Below are 16790 nucleotides of genomic sequence, written 5' to 3'. Positions count from 1 at the left end.
CAGGATCGCTGGGAAAATCTAAACTTGCGCTTCCCTAAGGTTCACGTTATAATAAATACTATGGATATTAGAAACGAGGAAATACAATGAAGAAAAATCCAATTTATATGTATGTCTTGCTAGCTCTATCAGCGATGGGAACTCTATTAACTGCTCAGTCCTTCTTTGGATTGGCTAAAGTGGAGCTCACAGATGAAATGGCAGCTTCTTTGAACTTAACCACTGCTCTTGAACGGGAAGAATACAAAGCCTTCCTTGAGAAATTAATCGTAGCCTTACGCGGACCGATTGCTTGGTTGTTGCTATCTCTTTTGATTGGGGGCTTGATTGCAGTTGCCTATTTCTTCCTGTCTAAAAAGGATATTGTTAAGGCGACCTATGCCTATATGGGACAGATTGGTGCCTTTGTCTTAATGAGCTTGCATAATTTCTTGTCTTATCGTTCTTCTATGTCTGTGATCACGTCAGACAAATTGCGGACCTTGTTACAGGCTTCTAGCTTATATGCACTTGTCTTGAGTGTGGTTGTAGCCCTTGTTTACTTGGGAATCCTCCTCTACAAATTGAAAAATAGACCAGTTAGCGACCTTCAAGCTTAGATCATAGCATTAAAAAACTCCTCAAGTCTGGAACAAAGAAGAGGAGCTGGTCTGATTGGAGAAGAAAATGAAAGTATGTTTTGTCTATATCAGTTTAAGTGGCAATACTGAAAGTTTTGTTCGTCGTCTCAGTGATTATCTATGGGAGCAGTACCCTGACTTGGTCATTGAAAAAATCCATGTCAAAGACCTAGTCAAAGAAGGGAAGCCCTTCTTTGAAGTTGATACACCTTTTATCGCCTTTTTGCCGACCTACCTAGAAGGAGGAAATGGTGTTGATAATGGAGATGTGGAAATTTTAACGACCGATGTAGCAGACTTTATCGCCTATGGAGACAATGCCACTAAATGCTTGGGAGTTGTAGGATCAGGAAATCGCAACTTCAACAATCAATATTGCCTAACGGCCAAGCAGTACAGCCAACGCTTTGGTTTCCCTATGCTAGCAGACTTTGAGATGAGAGGAATGCTAGGGGATATCAAAAAAGTAGCGGCCATTGTAGAAGATTTGTATCGTCTTTAAAACAAAAGAGGCTGGGACAAAAGTCCTAGCCTCTCAATTGTCTTTGGATTATCGAGCAAGACGCAGTGGTTGAGTGGGCTCTACCACGCTGATTTCATCAGCTTTTACAGCCCTACTCAACTGTGCGGAGGTGGGACGACGAAATCGAATTCTAACGAATTACCGATTTCTGTCCCACTCTCTTATTTGTTGCGGTTGAAGAGAGAGGGGTCATATTTTGTATGACTCCTCTTTTAGGGCTTATTTTAATTGATCTGTGATTTCTTTCGAAAGCAAGAGGCCGAGGCGATAGTCCTTATTGATGGCGTGGATGACATCGTTGATGTTTTCCGTCGTTTGGATTTGTTCCTTGATGCTTGCCTTGAAGGCTTCATCTTTTAAGAGTTGCTCTTGTAAAATCTTTTGTAGTTTTTCTCTCTCGTATTTATTGATTAAAAAGAGAATGAGCAGACTAACTAAAATAAGAATATAAACAGTTTGATTCATAGGGTTCTCCAGAGGGTAAGATAATGGATAAAGGGAAGCGATAATCCCTAAAAATATAGGTGTATTGAGCATGAGAAAAGGAGTGAGATGGAACTAAATAAGGTTTATTTAGCGATTCCTCTCACCCCTACAAGAGATGGTTTCCTATCAAAAAGTAAGGAAGATATTACATTTTCTCAGGTGCTTCGACACCCAATAGACGAAGCGCTTCTTTCAAAACAACTGCTGTTGAGTAGCTAAGAGCAAGGCGGCTATCGCGTTCTGGGCTTTCATCCAAGATACGAGTGTGAGCATAGTACTTGTTGAAGGCTTGAGCCAAGTTGATCGCATATTTAGCAATCAAGGATGGGTCATAGTTTTCAGCAGCACGTTTCACGACACGAGCAAAGTCTTGGAGAAGTTTGATGATTTCCCAGCTTTCAGGGTCGTTCAAGCTGTATGTTGCATCTGCAGATGGAGTGAAGTTGGCTTTGCGAAGGATGGATTGGATACGTGCGTATGCGTATTGAACGTATGGTCCAGTTTCCCCTTCGAAGGATACCATGGCTTCAAGGTCAAAGTCATACCCGTTGCGACGATCTGTCTTCAAGTCGTAGAACTTAACGGCACCAACACCGACTGCACGTGCTACTTCTTCCTTGTTTTCCAATTCAGGGTTCTTTTCTTCGATCTGCGCTTTAGCACGAGAGATGGCTTCTTGAAGGGTTGGTTCGAGCAGGATGATATTTCCTTTACGAGTTGACAATTTTTGGCGGTTCTTTGTGACCAAACCAAAGTCAACGTGGATCATATCGTCGCTCCAGTCAAATCCCATTTTCTTCAAAACAGCTTTCAACTGACGGAAGTGGTTGGATTGTTCTTGACCTACAGCATAGATGTTTTTCACAAAGTTGTAAGTCCGTGCACGGTAGATTGCGGTTGCGATATCACGAGTGATATAAAGAGTGGCACCGTCTGATTTCTTAATCATAGCTGGTGGAAGGTTGACATCATCCAACTCAACGATGCTAGCTCCCTTAGACTCTTTCAATAAGCCTTTTTCTTCAAGGATTTGGACAGCTTCATCCATCTTGTCATTGTAGAAAGCTTCTCCGTTTAAGCTGTCAAATTCAACACCGAGGAGTTTGTAGATACGGTTGAATTCTACCAAGCTCTCGTCACGGAACCATTGCCACAATTCAGTTGCTTCTGGATCTCCATCTTCCAATTTCTTGAACCAGAGACGTCCTTCCTCGTCCAAAGCAGGATCATTTTCGATTTCGGCATTGATGCGGACATAGAGTTTCAACAATTCATCGATTGGATTGGCTTCGACAGCTTCCTTGCTACCCCATTTTTTATAAGCGACCATCAAGAGACCAAATTGTTTACCCCAGTCTCCCAAGTGGTTGATTTTAATGGTGTTGTAGCCCATTTTGCGGAAGATATTTGAAAGAGCATCTCCGATAACGGTTGAGCGCAAATGACCAACTGAGAAAGGTTTTGCAATATTTGGACTAGAAAGGTCGATGGTAATATTTCCTCCATGTCCTTCGTCTTGCTGACCGTAGTCTGCACCTGCTTGGATAACCGCTTTGATGACTTGATCAGAGATTTGTGATTTATCTAAGAAGAAGTTTACGTAAGGACCAGTAGCAACGACTTTTTCAAAGTGAGAGGCATCAATTTTTTCCGCAATATCAGCAGCAATCGCTTGAGGAGCTTTGCGTTCGATTTTAGCCAAAGAAAAGGCAGGAAAGGCGATATCTCCGAGGTCTGAAGATTTTGGTTGCTCTAGTAAATTTAAGATAGTTTCTTGGTCTAAGCCTTCAATGACTTTTGCCAATTCACTTGCAATAAGTTCTTTATGATTCATAGTAGCTCCTTTGGTCTTTTGTTACTATTCTATCACAAAATTCGGCCTTTCTTCAAACTTTTTGGTATAATCAAAGTATAATTATTCAAAAGTGGAGCAAAAATGAAAAAAGATGAACGTCAGCTTTTGATTCGAGAAATTATTCAACATGAGAAGTTATCGACGCAAAAAGACATTCAAGACCGCCTAGATCAAAGAGGGGCGGGAGTGACCCAGACCACCTTATCTAGAGACCTACGAGAAATCGGTCTGATCAAGGTAAAAGAAAAGGGTGGCCTCTATTATAAATTAGCAGACGAACCAGATCGAACAGATATTTTTAGACTGATTGCTCAATATGCACAAGTGGTCTCGAGAGCGGAGTTCACATTGGTTGTTCGGACGGAACTGGGAGAAGCGGCTATTTTAGCCAACGCAGTCGATGAGATTTTGGATGATCAAATCCTTGGTACCGTAGCAGGTGCCAATACCCTCTTAATTGTTTGCAAGGACCAAGAAGTAGCACAAACAGTCCAGCAGACCATTCTCCAACATTCTAGTCACTAGTCAAGGGCGAGGGACCAGTCCAGAAAGGGATCGGCCCTCCTTTTATGTCAGTTTAGAGTTGGAGTAAGCACTCAGAATGAATGCAATGATATAGAAAAGGAACGATATGGCAGCAGAAAAACTATCACCTGGCATGCAGCAATACCTAGATATCAAAAAAGACTATCCGGATGCTTTTTTGCTCTTTCGGATGGGGGATTTTTACGAGCTCTTTTATGAAGATGCCGTCAATGCAGCACAGATTTTAGAGATTTCTTTGACCTCTCGGAATAAAAATGCAGAGAATCCGATTCCCATGGCTGGAGTTCCCTATCATTCGGCCCAGCAGTACATCGATGTCTTGATCGAAAAGGGCTATAAGGTGGCTATTGCAGAGCAGATGGAAGATCCCAAGCAAGCCGTCGGTGTGGTCAAACGGGAAGTGGTCCAAGTCATTACTCCGGGGACCGTTGTCGATTCGACCAAGCCAGACAGCGCCAACAACTTCCTAGTAGCCTTGTCTCATGATGAGACGGACTATGGCCTTGCCTATATGGACCTAGTGACCGGGGAGTTTCAGGTCACCAGTCTGAATGATTTTGCCATGGTCTGTGGGGAGATCCGCAACCTACGGGCGCGGGAGATTGTCCTGACCTACTCCTTGTCAGAAGGTGAAGAAAGAGTCCTTCTTGGCCAAATGAACCTCTTGCTCTCCCCTATCTCAGAAGTGGCGGAGGATGTCCAACTTTTAGGGGCTGACTTGACTCATTTGGAGAGAATAGCAGCTGGAGGCCTGCTCCAATACGTCCAGGAAACCCAGAAGCGGGAACTCCACCATATCAAGCCTGCCCATCACTATGAAGTCCGTGATTTCTTGCAGATGGATTATGCGACCAAGGCGAGTTTGGACTTGACAGAAAATGCTCGGACTGGCAAGAAACATGGCAGTCTCTACTGGCTCCTAGATGAAAGCAAGACAGCTATGGGAGGCCGTCTCTTGCGGGCTTGGATCCAGAAGCCTTTAATGGATCGCCATCGGATCGAAGAACGCCAAGAGATTATCCAGGTCTTCTTGGACCATTTCTTTGAGCGAAGCGATCTGGCAGATCGTCTCAAGGGTGTCTATGACATCGAGCGCTTGGCCAGTCGGGTTTCCTTTGGTAAGACCACTCCCAAGGACCTCTTGCAGTTGGGCGAAACCCTGCGCCATGTTCCCTTGATCAAATCGCTTTTGGTCGAGATGGGTGAGCCAGTGCTAGACCTCCTCGTTTCCCAGTTAGATGAGCTGCCAGAGCTTTGCCGTCTCATCGAGGCAGCGATTGACCCGGATGCCCCGATCGTTCTGACAGAAGGCAATATCATCCGTACCGGCTTTGACCCAACTCTGGACCAGTACCGTGTTGTCCTCCGGGAAGGGACCGGCTGGATTGTAGAGATTGAAGCTAAAGAACGGGAGGCCAGTGGCATCACCGGACTTAAAATTGACTACAATAAAAAAGATGGCTACTATTTCCATGTGACCAATTCCCAATTATCCCGTGTGCCAGCTCATTTCTTCCGCAAGGCAACCTTGAAAAATTCTGAGCGCTTTGGGACAGAAGAACTGGCTCGGATCGAAGGGGAGATGCTAGAAGCTCGGGAACAGTCGACTAGCCTAGAGTATGCGATTTTCCTACGGATCAGAGAGGAAGTCGGCAAGTACATTCAACGCCTGCAGTCCCTAGCCCAAGCTCTAGCAACGGTGGACGTCTTGCAAGGCTTAGCTTGTGTGGCTGAAAGGCAACAACTGACCCGGCCAGTCTTCCAAGAGGCGCGCGATATCCGGATTGAAAAGGGGCGTCATCCAGTTGTTGAGAAGGTGATGGGAGCTCAAAGCTACATCCCCAACAGCATTTCTATGGATGAGACCTGTGATATCCAGTTGATTACGGGACCTAATATGAGCGGGAAGTCCACCTATATGCGCCAGTTGGCCATCATTGTCATTATGGCTCAGATTGGTTCCTTTGTACCGGCTCAGGCGGCGACCCTTCCTCTCTTTGATGCCATTTATACCCGGATTGGGGTTGCAGATGACTTGGTATCCGGTCAATCGACCTTTATGGTTGAGATGATGGAGGCCAACAATGCCATTCGCCAAGCGACTCCGGCTTCTCTTATCTTGTTTGATGAGTTGGGACGGGGGACGGCGACCTATGATGGGATGGCCTTGGCTCAAGCCATCATCGAATACATCCATGACCGGACAGGTGCCAAGACGCTCTTTGCCACCCACTACCATGAGTTGACCGACCTGGAGCAGACCCTATCTCGCTTGCGCAATGTCCACGTCGCCACCTTGGAGAGGGATGGCCAAGTGACCTTCTTGCACCGGATCGAAGAGGGACCAGCGGATAAATCCTATGGGATCCATGTGGCTAAGATTGCAGGCCTGCCAAGCGATCTCTTGAAGCGGGCAGATACTATCTTGAGTCAACTAGAAGGCCAAAGCCACGAAGTGCCGATGGCGACTCCAACACAAGAATCCTCTCCACAGGTCGGAGAACAGATATCCTTGTTTGAAGCAACTTCCTCCCACTCTGTCTTAGAAGAGTTGAAGAATCTCGATATCTACAACATGACCCCGATGGAAGTCATGATGGCAGTTGCCGAGATGAAAAAGAGATTTTAAAAAACAGTTCATTCGAACTGTTTCAGATTGAAGACAAAGTAATTTTAAAAACTTTCCTTAGGTGAGTACGGACGTCAGCGAACTTCGTAGAAGTTCCATGACTAATCATTGAGCCTAAGGTCTCAATGATCCCGAGTGCCTGAAACACAGTTGTTTCAGGCACTTTTCTCACAGCGGAAAGTTTTTCATCTTCTTGAATGACTAAAAAATAAAAGTCATTTTTTTGAATTCCTCAGGCTTTCCCTTGCAACTGTTGGTTGATCTCTTCTACTTTTTTCTTGTAAATGCGATAAGAAACCGCCCAGATAACCAAGTACACAAGGCTAAACTCTATAATGACGGAGATGTAGAAGCTGATTTGGATTGGGAACCAGCCTCCCAAGGTTGCCAAAGGTAGAAAACCAAAGAGCATCAAAAGGTAGTGGCTGAGGGTCGCACGGAGGAGGCTCCAGTCTTTGTTGAACAGTTTTTTTCCTAAGCTGAAGAGCAAGCCGATGCCAGCCCATATAAGGATACAATAGAGCATGACAAGGGATCCATGCACGTCGTGGGCTTGCATCCATTGTCCAACGCCTGAACTTGGACTGAGAGGCATGTAAGTGGAAGGTGAGTTTAGGAAAGAAAAGACGATAGAGAGGGTAAGGCCGATGAAGATGCCTTTAGAGGCATTCGATAGATGAGTCTTTAACATGATAATTTCTCCTTAATAGCTTTTAAATAGCGACGAGACGAATAGGTGATGGTCCCGTTTTTCAGATTGATTTGGACCGATCCGCTGCTGGTAAAATGCAGATGATCGATTTCTTTGGTATTGATAATTTCAGATTGGGAAATTTTTAAAAAGTAGATGGGCAAGTCTTCAGAGAGTTGGTAGAGGGGACCGGTGAGGATGAAGTGGTCATCCTTTGTTTCCCCAACGACTTGACGGTTTTCAATATAGAACCGATGAAACAAGTGGGTCTCTACAAGATAGGTTTCCCCCTCCTTCTTCGCTCGCAAGCGTTCCTTCTGGTCCAATTCCTCTATGAATTGTTGGACTTTCTGGATGTGTTCGCTAGGTTGTGGCGCTGTGATGGCTACGCCTTCTTCTTGAAAATGGGGGTCAATGGTAACTGTTACTTTCATACAAATCCCTTCTAAGTGATTGACGTCAGGTAAGCGATCCGCTAGCAGGACCTCTTGCTTACAATTCTATTAAACACTTTTTCAGGCATCAAGACAAGGTTTTTCGCATATTCGGTCATTTTCTCTGTTTATCTGGTAGAAGACGGTATCTTTAATGGAGCTGGAGCACAAGGTTTTATAAAGGGAGGGCTTCCTTGTAGATATGGTATAATAGTTCTACCTATGCGCGTATAAAACATAAGAGGGGAAGCTATGTCACAGATTATCGAATTACCAGAAATTCTAGCCAATCAAATCGCTGCCGGTGAGGTCATCGAGCGCCCTGCTAGTGTGGTCAAGGAACTGGTTGAAAACTCCATCGATGCGGGAGCTAGTCAGATTGTCGTAGAGATCGAAGAAGCTGGCTTAAAGAGCATTCAAATCACGGATAATGGACAAGGGATTGCCCATGAGGAAGTGGAATTAGCCCTTCGTCGCCATGCCACTAGTAAGATCAAGAGTCAAGCCGACCTCTTTCGCATTCGGACCCTAGGTTTCCGTGGCGAGGCCTTGCCGTCTATTGCCTCTGTCAGTGTCCTGACCATCCTGACAGCTCAGGAAGGAGCTAGTCATGGGACAAAGCTAGAGGCTAAAGGGGGCGAAATCACTTCTCTTGAGCCGGCGACTAGCCCTGTGGGGACTAAAATCACAGTTGAGGACCTCTTTTTCAATACACCAGCCCGCCTCAAATATATGAAGAGCCAACAGGCAGAGTTGTCCCATATCGTCGACATTCTCAACCGCCTGAGTCTGGCCCATCCAGAGATTGCCTTTACCTTGATCAATGACGGCCATGAAATGACACGGACGGCAGGAACGGGGAATCTCCGTCAAGCCATCGCAGGAGTCTACGGGCTCGCTACCGCTAAGAAAATGGTTGCCATCGAGACAGGTGATTTGGACTTTGAAGTGTCGGGCTTCGTCTCTTTGCCAGAATTGACCCGGGCCAATCGCAATTACATTAGTCTCTTTATCAACGGTCGTTACATCAAGAATTTCTTGCTCAATCGGGCCATCTTGGACGGCTACGGCAGTAAACTCATGGTTGGACGCTTCCCGATAGCGGTCATCAATATTCAGATTGACCCCTATCTAGCGGATGTCAATGTCCACCCGACCAAGCAAGAGGTGCGCATTTCTAAAGAACGAGAACTAATGGCCTTGATCTCCCAGGCCATTGTCTCCGCTTTGAAAGAGCAGGATCTGATTCCAGATGCTTTGGAAAATCTAGCCAAGTCGACGCTTCGTCGAACAGAAAAACCAGTCCAGACCAGCCTCCCTCTAAAAGAAAATAGCCTCTATTACGACCGAGACAAGGGAGACTTCTTTGTCCGTCCAGAGGTTGCAGAATCCCAGCCAAGTGGTGAATTGACCCCAGAGCAAACGGTTCTCTTTGCCTCAGAAGAGGGAAATCAGGAGGCTAAATCACCAGCCATCAAATTTGCGGAGCGAAAGGCGCCTCAGTATGATCAACTGGACCATCCAGAGTTGGATCTAGCTAGTCTAGATAAGGCTTATGACAAGTTGGAAGGAGAAGAACATTCGACCTTCCCAGAGTTGGAATATTTCGGTCAGATGCATGGGACCTATCTCTTTGCCCAAGGCAATGGGGGTCTTTACATCATTGACCAGCATGCGGCCCAAGAGCGGGTCAAATACGAAGAATACCGGGAGAGCATCGGGGACGTAGACGGCAGTCAGCAACAACTGCTGGTGCCTTATATCTTTGAATTCCCTGCAGACGATCTGATCCGCCTGCAACAGCGTAAACACCTCCTAGAGGAAGTGGGCGTCTATCTAGAAGAGTACGGAGCCAACCAGTTGATCTTGCGGGAGCATCCGATTTGGATGAAGGAAGAAGAGATCGAGTCGGGTATCTATGAGATGTGTGATATGCTCCTTTTGACCAAGGAAGTGTCCATCAAGAAATACCGGGCGGAGTTGGCCATCATGATGTCTTGCAAACGCTCCATCAAGGCCAATCACACACTGGACGATTACTCCGCACGGGATCTCATCTACCAACTGTCCCAATGTGACAACCCTTATAACTGTCCCCACGGCCGTCCCGTCTTGGTCAACTTCACCAAGTCGGATATGGAAAAGATGTTCCGACGCATTCAGGAAAATCACACTAGCCTACGAGAATTGGGCAAATATTAAGTAAACGATAAAGGAAGATTATGTACGAATACATTAAAGGAATTTTAACGAAAATCACCGCTAAATACATCGTGGTGGAGACAGCTGGGATCGGCTATCTCTTGCATGTGGCCAACCCCTATGCCTACTCTGGTAAAATGAATCAAGAGGTGCAAGTTTATCTGCACCAAGTGGTCCGTGAAGATGCTCACCTTCTCTATGGCTTTGCGACCGAAGAAGAGAAACAGCTCTTTTTAAACTTGATCTCAGTCTCTGGGATTGGACCTGTCTCAGCTCTGGCTATCATTGCTGCAGATGACAATGCAGGCCTTGTCCAAGCCATCGAAAGCAAGAACATCACCTACTTGACCAAGTTTCCAAAGATCGGCAAGAAAACAGCCCAACAGATGGTCTTGGATCTGGAAGGTAAGATCAATCTTGACCTAGAAGATGCACCGGCTCAGTCCAAAGCCAAAGTTGCAGAAGAAAACCAAGCCCTTGAAGAAGCTATGGAAGCTATGTTGGCATTGGGATACAAGGCAACGGAGCTTAAGAAAATCAAGAAATTCTTTGAAGGCACGACGGATACAGCAGAGAACTATATCAAGTCTGCCCTGAAGATGTTGGTGAAATAGGAGGTTCCTATGCCAAAACGTTGTGGCTGGGTCAAAATGACCAATCCGTTATATGTAGCTTACCATGATGAAGAATGGGGTTGGCCCCTCCATGATGACCAGGCGCTTTTTGAGTTGCTCTGTATGGAGACTTATCAGGCTGGTCTATCTTGGGAAACGGTGCTCAATAAACGGCAGGCTTTCCGAGAATCTTTTCATGGTTACCATCTTCAACGCGTCGCAGAGATGACGGATGAAGAACTGGAATCCTTGTTAGACAATCCAGCCATCATCCGCAATCGTGCAAAGATTTTTGCGACACGGGCCAATGCTCAAGCCTTTCTACAAGTCCAGGCAGAGTTTGGCACCTTTGATGCTTATCTTTGGTCTTTTGTCAATGGGAAAACCATCGTCAATGATGTTCCAGATTACCGGCAGGCTCCAGCGAAGACAGTTCTTTCTGAGAAGCTAGCCAAGGACCTCAAAAAGCGTGGTTTCAAGTTTACGGGTCCCGTTGCGGTCTTATCCTACCTACAAGCAGCAGGCCTGGTCAATGACCATGAGAATGATTGTGAATGGAAAAATCCGAATAGCTAACCCATCGTAGAAAATTTTTCTACGATTTTTCTATTTTTGTGTTACAATGAAGAAAAATTACGAATAGTATAAGTGGAGGCGTTATGAAAGCAGAGATCATTGCAGTGGGAACTGAAATTCTCACAGGACAGATTGTCAATACCAATGCGCAATTCTTATCAGAAAAGTTGGCCGGTCTAGGGATCGACGTTTATTTCCAAACTGCAGTTGGGGATAATGCCGATCGTCTCTTGTCTGTTCTTGCGATTGCGCGTGATCGAAGTGATCTCGTCATCCTCACGGGAGGCCTCGGACCGACCGAAGACGACCTGACCAAGCAGACCCTAGCGCAGTTCTTGGGTAGAGACCTGACCTTTGATCCAGAAGCAATGGCCAAGTTGGACCGCTTCTTTGCCAGTCGGCCAGAACATATCCGAACTCCCAACAATCTGAGACAAGCGCAAATAGTGACAGGCTCAACACCGCTCCAAAATCTGACTGGTTTGGCAGTGGGAGGGCTGATTGAAGTAGAGGGCGTTAGCTATGTGGTCTTGCCTGGTCCCCCTAGTGAACTGAAACCTATGGTTACTGATGAGTTAGTGCCCCTTCTAGCCACAGGCGAGAAGCTCTACTCACGCGTCTTGCGCTTTTTTGGAATCGGGGAAAGCCAGCTGGTAACCGTTCTAGCCGATGTGATTGATGGCCAGACTGACCCGACGGTGGCTCCTTATGCCAAGACCGGAGAAGTGACCTTGCGCTTGTCGACCAAGGCTGCGTCACAAGAGCAGGCTGATCAGAAATTGGATCAGTTGGAGCAAGTGATCCTTCGTCATGAGACTTTAGATGGTCAAGCCTTGAGCCAGCTCTTCTATGGCTATGGAGATGACAATTCCCTAGCTAAGGTTGCTTTTGAACTCTTGCGAGAGAGAGGTTTGACCCTAACCGCAGCAGAGAGCTTGACAGCCGGGATGTTCCAATCGACTCTGGCTAATTTCTCAGGAGCCTCAGCAGTCCTACCAGGAGGTTTCGTCACCTACAGCATAGAGGAAAAGAGCAAAATGCTCCAAATCCCCCTAGCTGAGTTGCAAGAACATGGAGTGGTCTCTGCCCATACAGCTGAGCGGATGGCGGCGCAAGCCCGTCTCTTAACAGGGGCTGATTATGGAGTTAGTCTGACAGGTGTTGCTGGCCCAGACAGTCTAGAAGGCCACCCAGCAGGGACCGTTTTTATTGGAATTGCAGGTCCTAAAGGAGTCCAATCGATCAAGGTCAATATCGCTGGCCGGAGTCGTATGGATGTTCGGAAAGTTGCAGTCCTCCATGCCTTTAATCTGGTACGCCGGACTGTATTATTAGATGAAAATTTGCTATAATGATAAGAAGCTTGTATAGCATTACGCTTTGAATATAGGAGAAAAGAATGGCGAAAAAACAGAAAAAATTAGATGATATCTCTAAGAAATTCGGAGACGAGCGTGAAAAAGCGCTCAATGATGCCCTAAAGTTGATCGAAAAAGACTTTGGTAAAGGATCCATCATGCGTCTGGGCGAACGCGCAGAGCAAAAAGTTCAAGTCATGAGCTCAGGTTCCTTGGCTCTTGATATTGCCTTGGGTGCTGGTGGTTATCCAAAAGGTCGGATCATCGAAATCTATGGTCCAGAATCATCTGGTAAAACAACCGTTGCCCTCCATGCAGTAGCGCAAGCACAGAAAGAAGGAGGCATTGCTGCCTTTATCGATGCCGAGCATGCCTTGGACCCATCTTATGCGGCAGCTCTTGGGGTTAATATTGATGAACTCCTCTTGTCTCAACCAGACTCAGGGGAACAAGGACTTGAAATTGCTGGTAAATTGATCGACTCTGGTGCCGTTGACTTGGTCGTTATCGACTCTGTTGCTGCCTTGGTCCCACGCGCAGAAATCGATGGAGATATCGGTGACAGCCACGTTGGTTTGCAAGCGCGGATGATGAGCCAGGCTATGCGTAAGCTTGGAGCTTCAATCAACAAGACCAAGACCATTGCTATCTTTATCAACCAATTGCGTGAAAAAGTTGGGGTCATGTTTGGGAATCCTGAAACCACACCTGGTGGTCGTGCCCTTAAATTCTACGCTTCTGTTCGTCTAGATGTTCGTGGAAATACTCAAATCAAAGGTACTGGGGACCAAAAAGATACCAACGTTGGTAAGGAAACCAAGATTAAGGTTGTGAAGAACAAGGTGGCTCCACCGTTCAAAGAAGCCATGGTTGAAATCATGTACGGAGAAGGAATTTCACGTACAGGCGAATTGCTAAAAATTGCAACAGACCTTGATTTGATCCAAAAAGCAGGGGCTTGGTATTCTTATAACGGTGAGAAGATCGGCCAAGGTTCTGAAAATGCTAAGAAGTACTTGGCAGACCATCCAGAAATTTTTGATGAGATTGACCACCAAGTGCGCGTGCGCTTCGGTTTGATCGATGATGACACTGCTGTAGTTGCACAAGATGAAGTAGCTGAAAGCCCACTTCTTGAAGAAGTAACACTAGATCTTGATGATGCCATTGAGATTGAAGAGTAATTTTTTTTAAAATAGGTCGAAAGACTGATGGTTTTTATGGTATAATATACTACAATGTTATTATCGTGTGGCGAAAGGAGTGCATGCATGATTAAAATTTACACAGTTTCAAGTTGCACGAGTTGTAAAAAAGCCAAAACTTGGCTAAATGCTCATCAGTTGATCTATAAAGAACAAAACCTTGGTAAAGAAGGGATTACAAAAGAAGAATTACTCGATATTTTGACCAAAACAGAAAATGGCATTGCAAGTATCGTTTCTTCAAAAAACCGATACGCTAAGAATCTAGGTGTCGATATTGAAGACCTCAGCATGAATGAAGTCATCGATATCATCTTAGAAACACCACGAATCTTGAAAAGTCCTATCCTAGTGGATAACAAGCGACTTCAAGTTGGTTATAAGGAAGATGATATTCGGGCCTTTTTACCACGTTCTGTACGAAATGTTGAAAATGCGGAGGCTCGCTTAAGAGCAGCCCTATAAGAAAAGTAGCCAATCGTTTAGCTACTGAGAAGAGTCGAGATGTCAGAATCTCGACTTTTTCTTTTGTATCCGGTCAAAGAATCCACGAAAAAATGGTTGTAAGAATGTTTTTGCGGGGCATTCTATGGTACAATACTTCTGTGGGGAAAATCCCTTTTATAGAAGCTTATCAAAGGAGAAAACATGAAAAAGAAGCTTATTTGTCTAGGAGTCTTGCTTCTGGCGCTGACAGCTTGTGGACAGAAGAAACATGGGAAAACCGATTCTTCCAGTGTTCAAAAATCCAACAGTGCTAAAATTGAATCATTCAATAAAGAAAATCGAAATCTGTTAGAAAAGGCAGAAGAACAGCAAGTCTTTACCAAGCATTTTGTCCTTCCGACAGATGAGAAAGGTATTCGCCAAGAACAGACCATCACCTATCAAGGGGAACAATTACAAAAATTGGTCATGACCAATACCACTCCTGCCAGTGATGAATTGAAAAAAGCCATTCAAGAGGTCGGCCTCGAAGAAGCCCAACGATTGATGGTGGAGTCGATGGACAAGGATGAACAACTCCAACAGGCACGGACTCTTCCAGGCTTTACCATTGAACTGACCGTACCAAATGAAAATGAATACCAAACGGTCATCGCCTATGACTTCACTCAGTTGGATACTAAAAAAGCGGTTGAGTTAGAGTACTTCAAATCAGCGAATATTGCGGATTTGTTGAAGTTGACACCAACAGAGTATATGAATAATCTACTCCGTAATGGAGCAAAAGAAGAATAAGGAGAAAACATGAAAAAATTTCTATTACTAGTCGTTGCTGGATTGCTTGTCTTGGTAGGTTGTGGGAATTCTCAATCAAAAGGGGGCAACTCCCTATCGAAAGATAGCGTCATCACTCGGACCTTTAAGATTGACAGAGATGTTGATGAAGTTGACGTGGTAGGTAAACAGGAAATCACAGTAACCGTATCCTACCAAGGAAAGAAATACAAGAAAGTTTCCATCAAACTAGCAACTCATGTGTCGGATGAATTCAAAGCTGAAATCAAGAAGATGATTGATGCTGAGGATGATAAAGAAGGTGCCAAGCAAGCCTTGATCGAAGGTTACGAAGGTGAAGGTGGCATTGATGAATTGAGAGACTACGATGGAATCACCGTGACATCAGATTGGACAGGTGAAGCAATGGTCTCTGAGATTGAGATTGACCCTGATAAAGTAGACTTCGATGACATTAAAAACAGCGAAGACTTGGGAGAAATTTGCAAAATGATCAAGACCTATTCTCCAACGCTCTTCATCAAAAACATGGAAAAAAATGGTTTTAAAGAAGTAAAATAAAGTCATTGAAAACTGTAGAAGATTGCTTTCGGAAACAAGTGATGAAAAGTCCAAGAAAGCCCATGAAATCAGTAATTTTCGTTTGAGAAAGTATGGAAATTATGATATAATAGTATGAATATAAAGAAAGAGGGTGGTATTGTGGGATTTACAGACGAAACAGTACGTTTTAATCTTGACGATTCAAACCGTAAAGAAATTAGTGATACATTAAAGGATGTCTACTTATCTTTGGATGAGAAGGGCTACAATCCAATCAATCAAATCGTTGGTTATGTACTCAGTGGTGATCCTGCTTATGTACCTCGTTATAACAACGCTCGCAACCAAATTCGTAAGTACGAACGAGATGAAATTGTTGAAGAATTGGTTCGTTACTACTTGAAAGGGCAAGGGATCAATCTCTAATGAGAATTATGGGACTAGACGTTGGCTCGAAGACTGTCGGAGTAGCCATCAGTGATCCATTAGGTTTTACTGCTCAAGGTCTGGAGATTATTCAGATTGATGAGGAGAAAGGAGAGTTTGGTTTTGACCGTCTCTCTGAACTGGTGAAGGAATACCGGGTTGATCGTTTTGTCGTTGGTTTGCCGAAAAACATGAACAACACAAGCGGTCCTCGAGTGGAAGCGAGTCAAGCTTATGGAAAGCGCCTTGAAGAGTTATTCAACTTGCCGGTTGAGTATCAGGACGAGCGTTTGACGACCGTTGCCGCAGAGCGAATGCTGATTGAACAAGCGGATATCAGCCGAAATAAGCGAAAAAAAGTAATTGATAAATTGGCTGCCCAGTTGATTTTGCAAAATTATTTAGATCGAAAATTTTAGAAAAAAGAGGAAATAAGATGGCACACAATCATGATCATGACCACAACCATGACGAACGCGAATTGATTACATTGGTAGATGAGCAAGGAAACGAAACCTTGTTTGAAATCCTTTTGACCATTGATGGAAAAGAAGAATTTGGTAAAAACTATGTTCTTTTGATTCCTGCAAATGCAGAAGAAGATGAAAACGGTGAAGTAGAAATCCAAGCTTACTCATTTACTGAAAACGAAGACGGAACAGAAGGCGACCTTCAACCAATCCCAGAAGATTCAGATGATGAATGGAACATGATTGAAGAAGTCTTCAACAGCTTTATGGAGGAGTAAAAACGTCCGGGGGACGTTTTTAGCCTTGCGCTGGAAATGAAAACCGTAAGTAAGTCTGGGAGACTGTATCACCTCAACTCCTAGAAACTAGA

19 protein-coding genes are annotated in these 16790 nt (G+C 44.8%); 15 read left to right on the top strand and 4 right to left on the bottom strand.

Translation table 11 applies throughout. The features are described from left to right. Positions 1-86 precede the first annotated feature (86 nt). Both EAI95_RS07065 and nrdI read left to right on the top strand, forming a co-directional pair. Positions 87-599 carry an ABC transporter permease gene (locus EAI95_RS07065; protein ID WP_123160722.1) on the top strand — a complete coding sequence of 171 codons (513 nt, stop codon included), beginning with the start codon at positions 87-89 and terminating at the stop codon, positions 597-599. A gap of 55 nt (positions 600-654) precedes the next feature. Continuing rightward, entirely contained in the window at positions 655-1122 is a 468-nt protein-coding gene (gene nrdI / locus EAI95_RS07060) for a class Ib ribonucleoside-diphosphate reductase assembly flavoprotein NrdI (protein WP_123160721.1), read from the top strand. Between the two features lie 240 nt (positions 1123-1362). Here the strand turns inward: nrdI and EAI95_RS07050 are convergent, their stop codons facing one another. Next, positions 1363-1608 carry a hypothetical protein gene (locus EAI95_RS07050; protein ID WP_006596982.1) on the bottom strand — a complete coding sequence of 82 codons (246 nt, stop codon included), beginning with the start codon at positions 1606-1608 and terminating at the stop codon, positions 1363-1365. Between the two features lie 166 nt (positions 1609-1774). Next, entirely contained in the window at positions 1775-3463 is a 1689-nt protein-coding gene (argS, locus tag EAI95_RS07045) for an arginine--tRNA ligase (protein WP_129822582.1), read from the bottom strand. A gap of 102 nt (positions 3464-3565) precedes the next feature. Between argS and argR the strand changes: the two genes are divergently transcribed. Continuing rightward, a complete protein-coding gene (gene argR / locus EAI95_RS07040) occupies positions 3566-4009 on the top strand; it encodes an arginine repressor (protein ID WP_048691892.1) in 444 nt (147 codons plus the stop codon). Positions 4010-4115: 106 nt separating this feature from the next. After that, positions 4116-6659, top strand: a complete 2544-nt coding sequence (mutS, locus tag EAI95_RS07035; RefSeq protein WP_129822581.1) for a DNA mismatch repair protein MutS — start codon at positions 4116-4118, stop codon at positions 6657-6659. Between the two features lie 232 nt (positions 6660-6891). Here mutS and EAI95_RS07030 read toward each other — a convergent pair whose 3' ends face one another. Both EAI95_RS07030 and EAI95_RS07025 read right to left on the bottom strand, forming a co-directional pair. After that, on the bottom strand, positions 6892-7350 hold the full coding sequence (locus EAI95_RS07030) for a DUF3021 domain-containing protein (RefSeq protein WP_107849212.1): 459 nt from the start codon (positions 7348-7350) through the stop codon (positions 6892-6894). Then, entirely contained in the window at positions 7344-7784 is a 441-nt protein-coding gene (locus tag EAI95_RS07025) for a LytTR family DNA-binding domain-containing protein (RefSeq protein WP_129822580.1), read from the bottom strand. The genes EAI95_RS07030 and EAI95_RS07025 overlap by 7 nt, the downstream gene beginning before the upstream one ends. 252 nt (positions 7785-8036) lie before the next feature. Between EAI95_RS07025 and mutL the strand changes: the two genes are divergently transcribed. The 11 genes from mutL (at position 8037) to EAI95_RS06970 (ending at position 16698) form a co-directional block, all read left to right on the top strand. Beyond that, entirely contained in the window at positions 8037-9986 is a 1950-nt protein-coding gene (gene mutL / locus EAI95_RS07020) for a DNA mismatch repair endonuclease MutL (RefSeq protein WP_129822579.1), read from the top strand. A gap of 20 nt (positions 9987-10006) precedes the next feature. After that, positions 10007-10600 carry a Holliday junction branch migration protein RuvA gene (gene ruvA, locus EAI95_RS07015; RefSeq protein WP_003009115.1) on the top strand — a complete coding sequence of 198 codons (594 nt, stop codon included), beginning with the start codon at positions 10007-10009 and terminating at the stop codon, positions 10598-10600. 9 nt (positions 10601-10609) lie between these two features. Further along, positions 10610-11176 (top strand): DNA-3-methyladenine glycosylase I, encoded by a 567-nt coding sequence (locus tag EAI95_RS07010; protein WP_129269776.1) that lies wholly within the window; start codon positions 10610-10612, stop codon positions 11174-11176. 83 nt (positions 11177-11259) lie between these two features. Then, a complete protein-coding gene (locus tag EAI95_RS07005; RefSeq protein WP_023027383.1) occupies positions 11260-12528 on the top strand; it encodes a competence/damage-inducible protein A in 1269 nt (422 codons plus the stop codon). A gap of 47 nt (positions 12529-12575) precedes the next feature. Further along, a complete protein-coding gene (recA, locus tag EAI95_RS07000; protein ID WP_125335103.1) occupies positions 12576-13718 on the top strand; it encodes a recombinase RecA in 1143 nt (380 codons plus the stop codon). An 87-nt stretch (positions 13719-13805) separates the two neighbouring features. Further along, positions 13806-14204 (top strand): transcriptional regulator Spx, encoded by a 399-nt coding sequence (spx, locus tag EAI95_RS06995; protein ID WP_006595399.1) that lies wholly within the window; start codon positions 13806-13808, stop codon positions 14202-14204. Positions 14205-14387: 183 nt separating this feature from the next. Continuing rightward, the gene (locus EAI95_RS06990; RefSeq protein WP_129822578.1) at positions 14388-14981 is read left to right on the top strand and encodes an SP0191 family lipoprotein; all 594 of its coding nucleotides are present in this window, start codon (positions 14388-14390) and stop codon (positions 14979-14981) included. A 9-nt stretch (positions 14982-14990) separates the two neighbouring features. Further along, a complete protein-coding gene (locus EAI95_RS06985) occupies positions 14991-15542 on the top strand; it encodes an SP0191 family lipoprotein (RefSeq protein ID WP_023027380.1) in 552 nt (183 codons plus the stop codon). A gap of 141 nt (positions 15543-15683) precedes the next feature. Beyond that, positions 15684-15950, top strand: coding sequence for an IreB family regulatory phosphoprotein (locus EAI95_RS06980; RefSeq protein WP_129822577.1), 267 nt, complete (start codon positions 15684-15686; stop codon positions 15948-15950). Then, positions 15950-16369 carry a Holliday junction resolvase RuvX gene (gene ruvX, locus EAI95_RS06975; RefSeq protein ID WP_023027379.1) on the top strand — a complete coding sequence of 140 codons (420 nt, stop codon included), beginning with the start codon at positions 15950-15952 and terminating at the stop codon, positions 16367-16369. Before EAI95_RS06980 ends, ruvX begins: the two co-directional genes overlap by 1 nt. Positions 16370-16386: 17 nt before the next feature. Next, on the top strand, positions 16387-16698 hold the full coding sequence (locus tag EAI95_RS06970; protein WP_006595405.1) for a DUF1292 domain-containing protein: 312 nt from the start codon (positions 16387-16389) through the stop codon (positions 16696-16698). Positions 16699-16790: the final 92 nt, after the last annotated feature.

Origin of the sequence: Streptococcus sp. bf_0095, from assembly GCF_004166885.1 — a bacterium.
In the GTDB taxonomy this organism is placed as follows: domain Bacteria; phylum Bacillota; class Bacilli; order Lactobacillales; family Streptococcaceae; genus Streptococcus.
This window is presented reverse-complemented; position numbering and strand designations above follow the sequence as displayed.

Bases quoted from the DNA above. Each gene is read 5' to 3' on its own strand.
- EAI95_RS07065 (WP_123160722.1), top strand. From the start codon at position 87: ATGAAGAAAAATCCAATTTATATGTATGTCTTGCTAGCTCTATCAGCG.
- EAI95_RS07050 (WP_006596982.1), bottom strand. From the start codon at position 1,608: ATGAATCAAACTGTTTATATTCTTATTTTAGTTAGTCTGCTCATTCTC.
- argS (WP_129822582.1), bottom strand. From the start codon at position 3,463: ATGAATCATAAAGAACTTATTGCAAGTGAATTGGCAAAAGTCATTGAA.
- argR (WP_048691892.1), top strand. From the start codon at position 3,566: ATGAAAAAAGATGAACGTCAGCTTTTGATTCGAGAAATTATTCAACAT.
- mutS (WP_129822581.1), top strand. From the start codon at position 4,116: ATGGCAGCAGAAAAACTATCACCTGGCATGCAGCAATACCTAGATATC.
- EAI95_RS07030 (WP_107849212.1), bottom strand. From the start codon at position 7,350: ATGTTAAAGACTCATCTATCGAATGCCTCTAAAGGCATCTTCATCGGC.
- EAI95_RS07025 (WP_129822580.1), bottom strand. From the start codon at position 7,784: ATGAAAGTAACAGTTACCATTGACCCCCATTTTCAAGAAGAAGGCGTA.
- mutL (WP_129822579.1), top strand. From the start codon at position 8,037: ATGTCACAGATTATCGAATTACCAGAAATTCTAGCCAATCAAATCGCT.
- ruvA (WP_003009115.1), top strand. From the start codon at position 10,007: ATGTACGAATACATTAAAGGAATTTTAACGAAAATCACCGCTAAATAC.
- EAI95_RS07010 (WP_129269776.1), top strand. From the start codon at position 10,610: ATGCCAAAACGTTGTGGCTGGGTCAAAATGACCAATCCGTTATATGTA.
- EAI95_RS07005 (WP_023027383.1), top strand. From the start codon at position 11,260: ATGAAAGCAGAGATCATTGCAGTGGGAACTGAAATTCTCACAGGACAG.
- recA (WP_125335103.1), top strand. From the start codon at position 12,576: ATGGCGAAAAAACAGAAAAAATTAGATGATATCTCTAAGAAATTCGGA.
- spx (WP_006595399.1), top strand. From the start codon at position 13,806: ATGATTAAAATTTACACAGTTTCAAGTTGCACGAGTTGTAAAAAAGCC.
- EAI95_RS06990 (WP_129822578.1), top strand. From the start codon at position 14,388: ATGAAAAAGAAGCTTATTTGTCTAGGAGTCTTGCTTCTGGCGCTGACA.
- EAI95_RS06985 (WP_023027380.1), top strand. From the start codon at position 14,991: ATGAAAAAATTTCTATTACTAGTCGTTGCTGGATTGCTTGTCTTGGTA.
- ruvX (WP_023027379.1), top strand. From the start codon at position 15,950: ATGAGAATTATGGGACTAGACGTTGGCTCGAAGACTGTCGGAGTAGCC.
- EAI95_RS06970 (WP_006595405.1), top strand. From the start codon at position 16,387: ATGGCACACAATCATGATCATGACCACAACCATGACGAACGCGAATTG.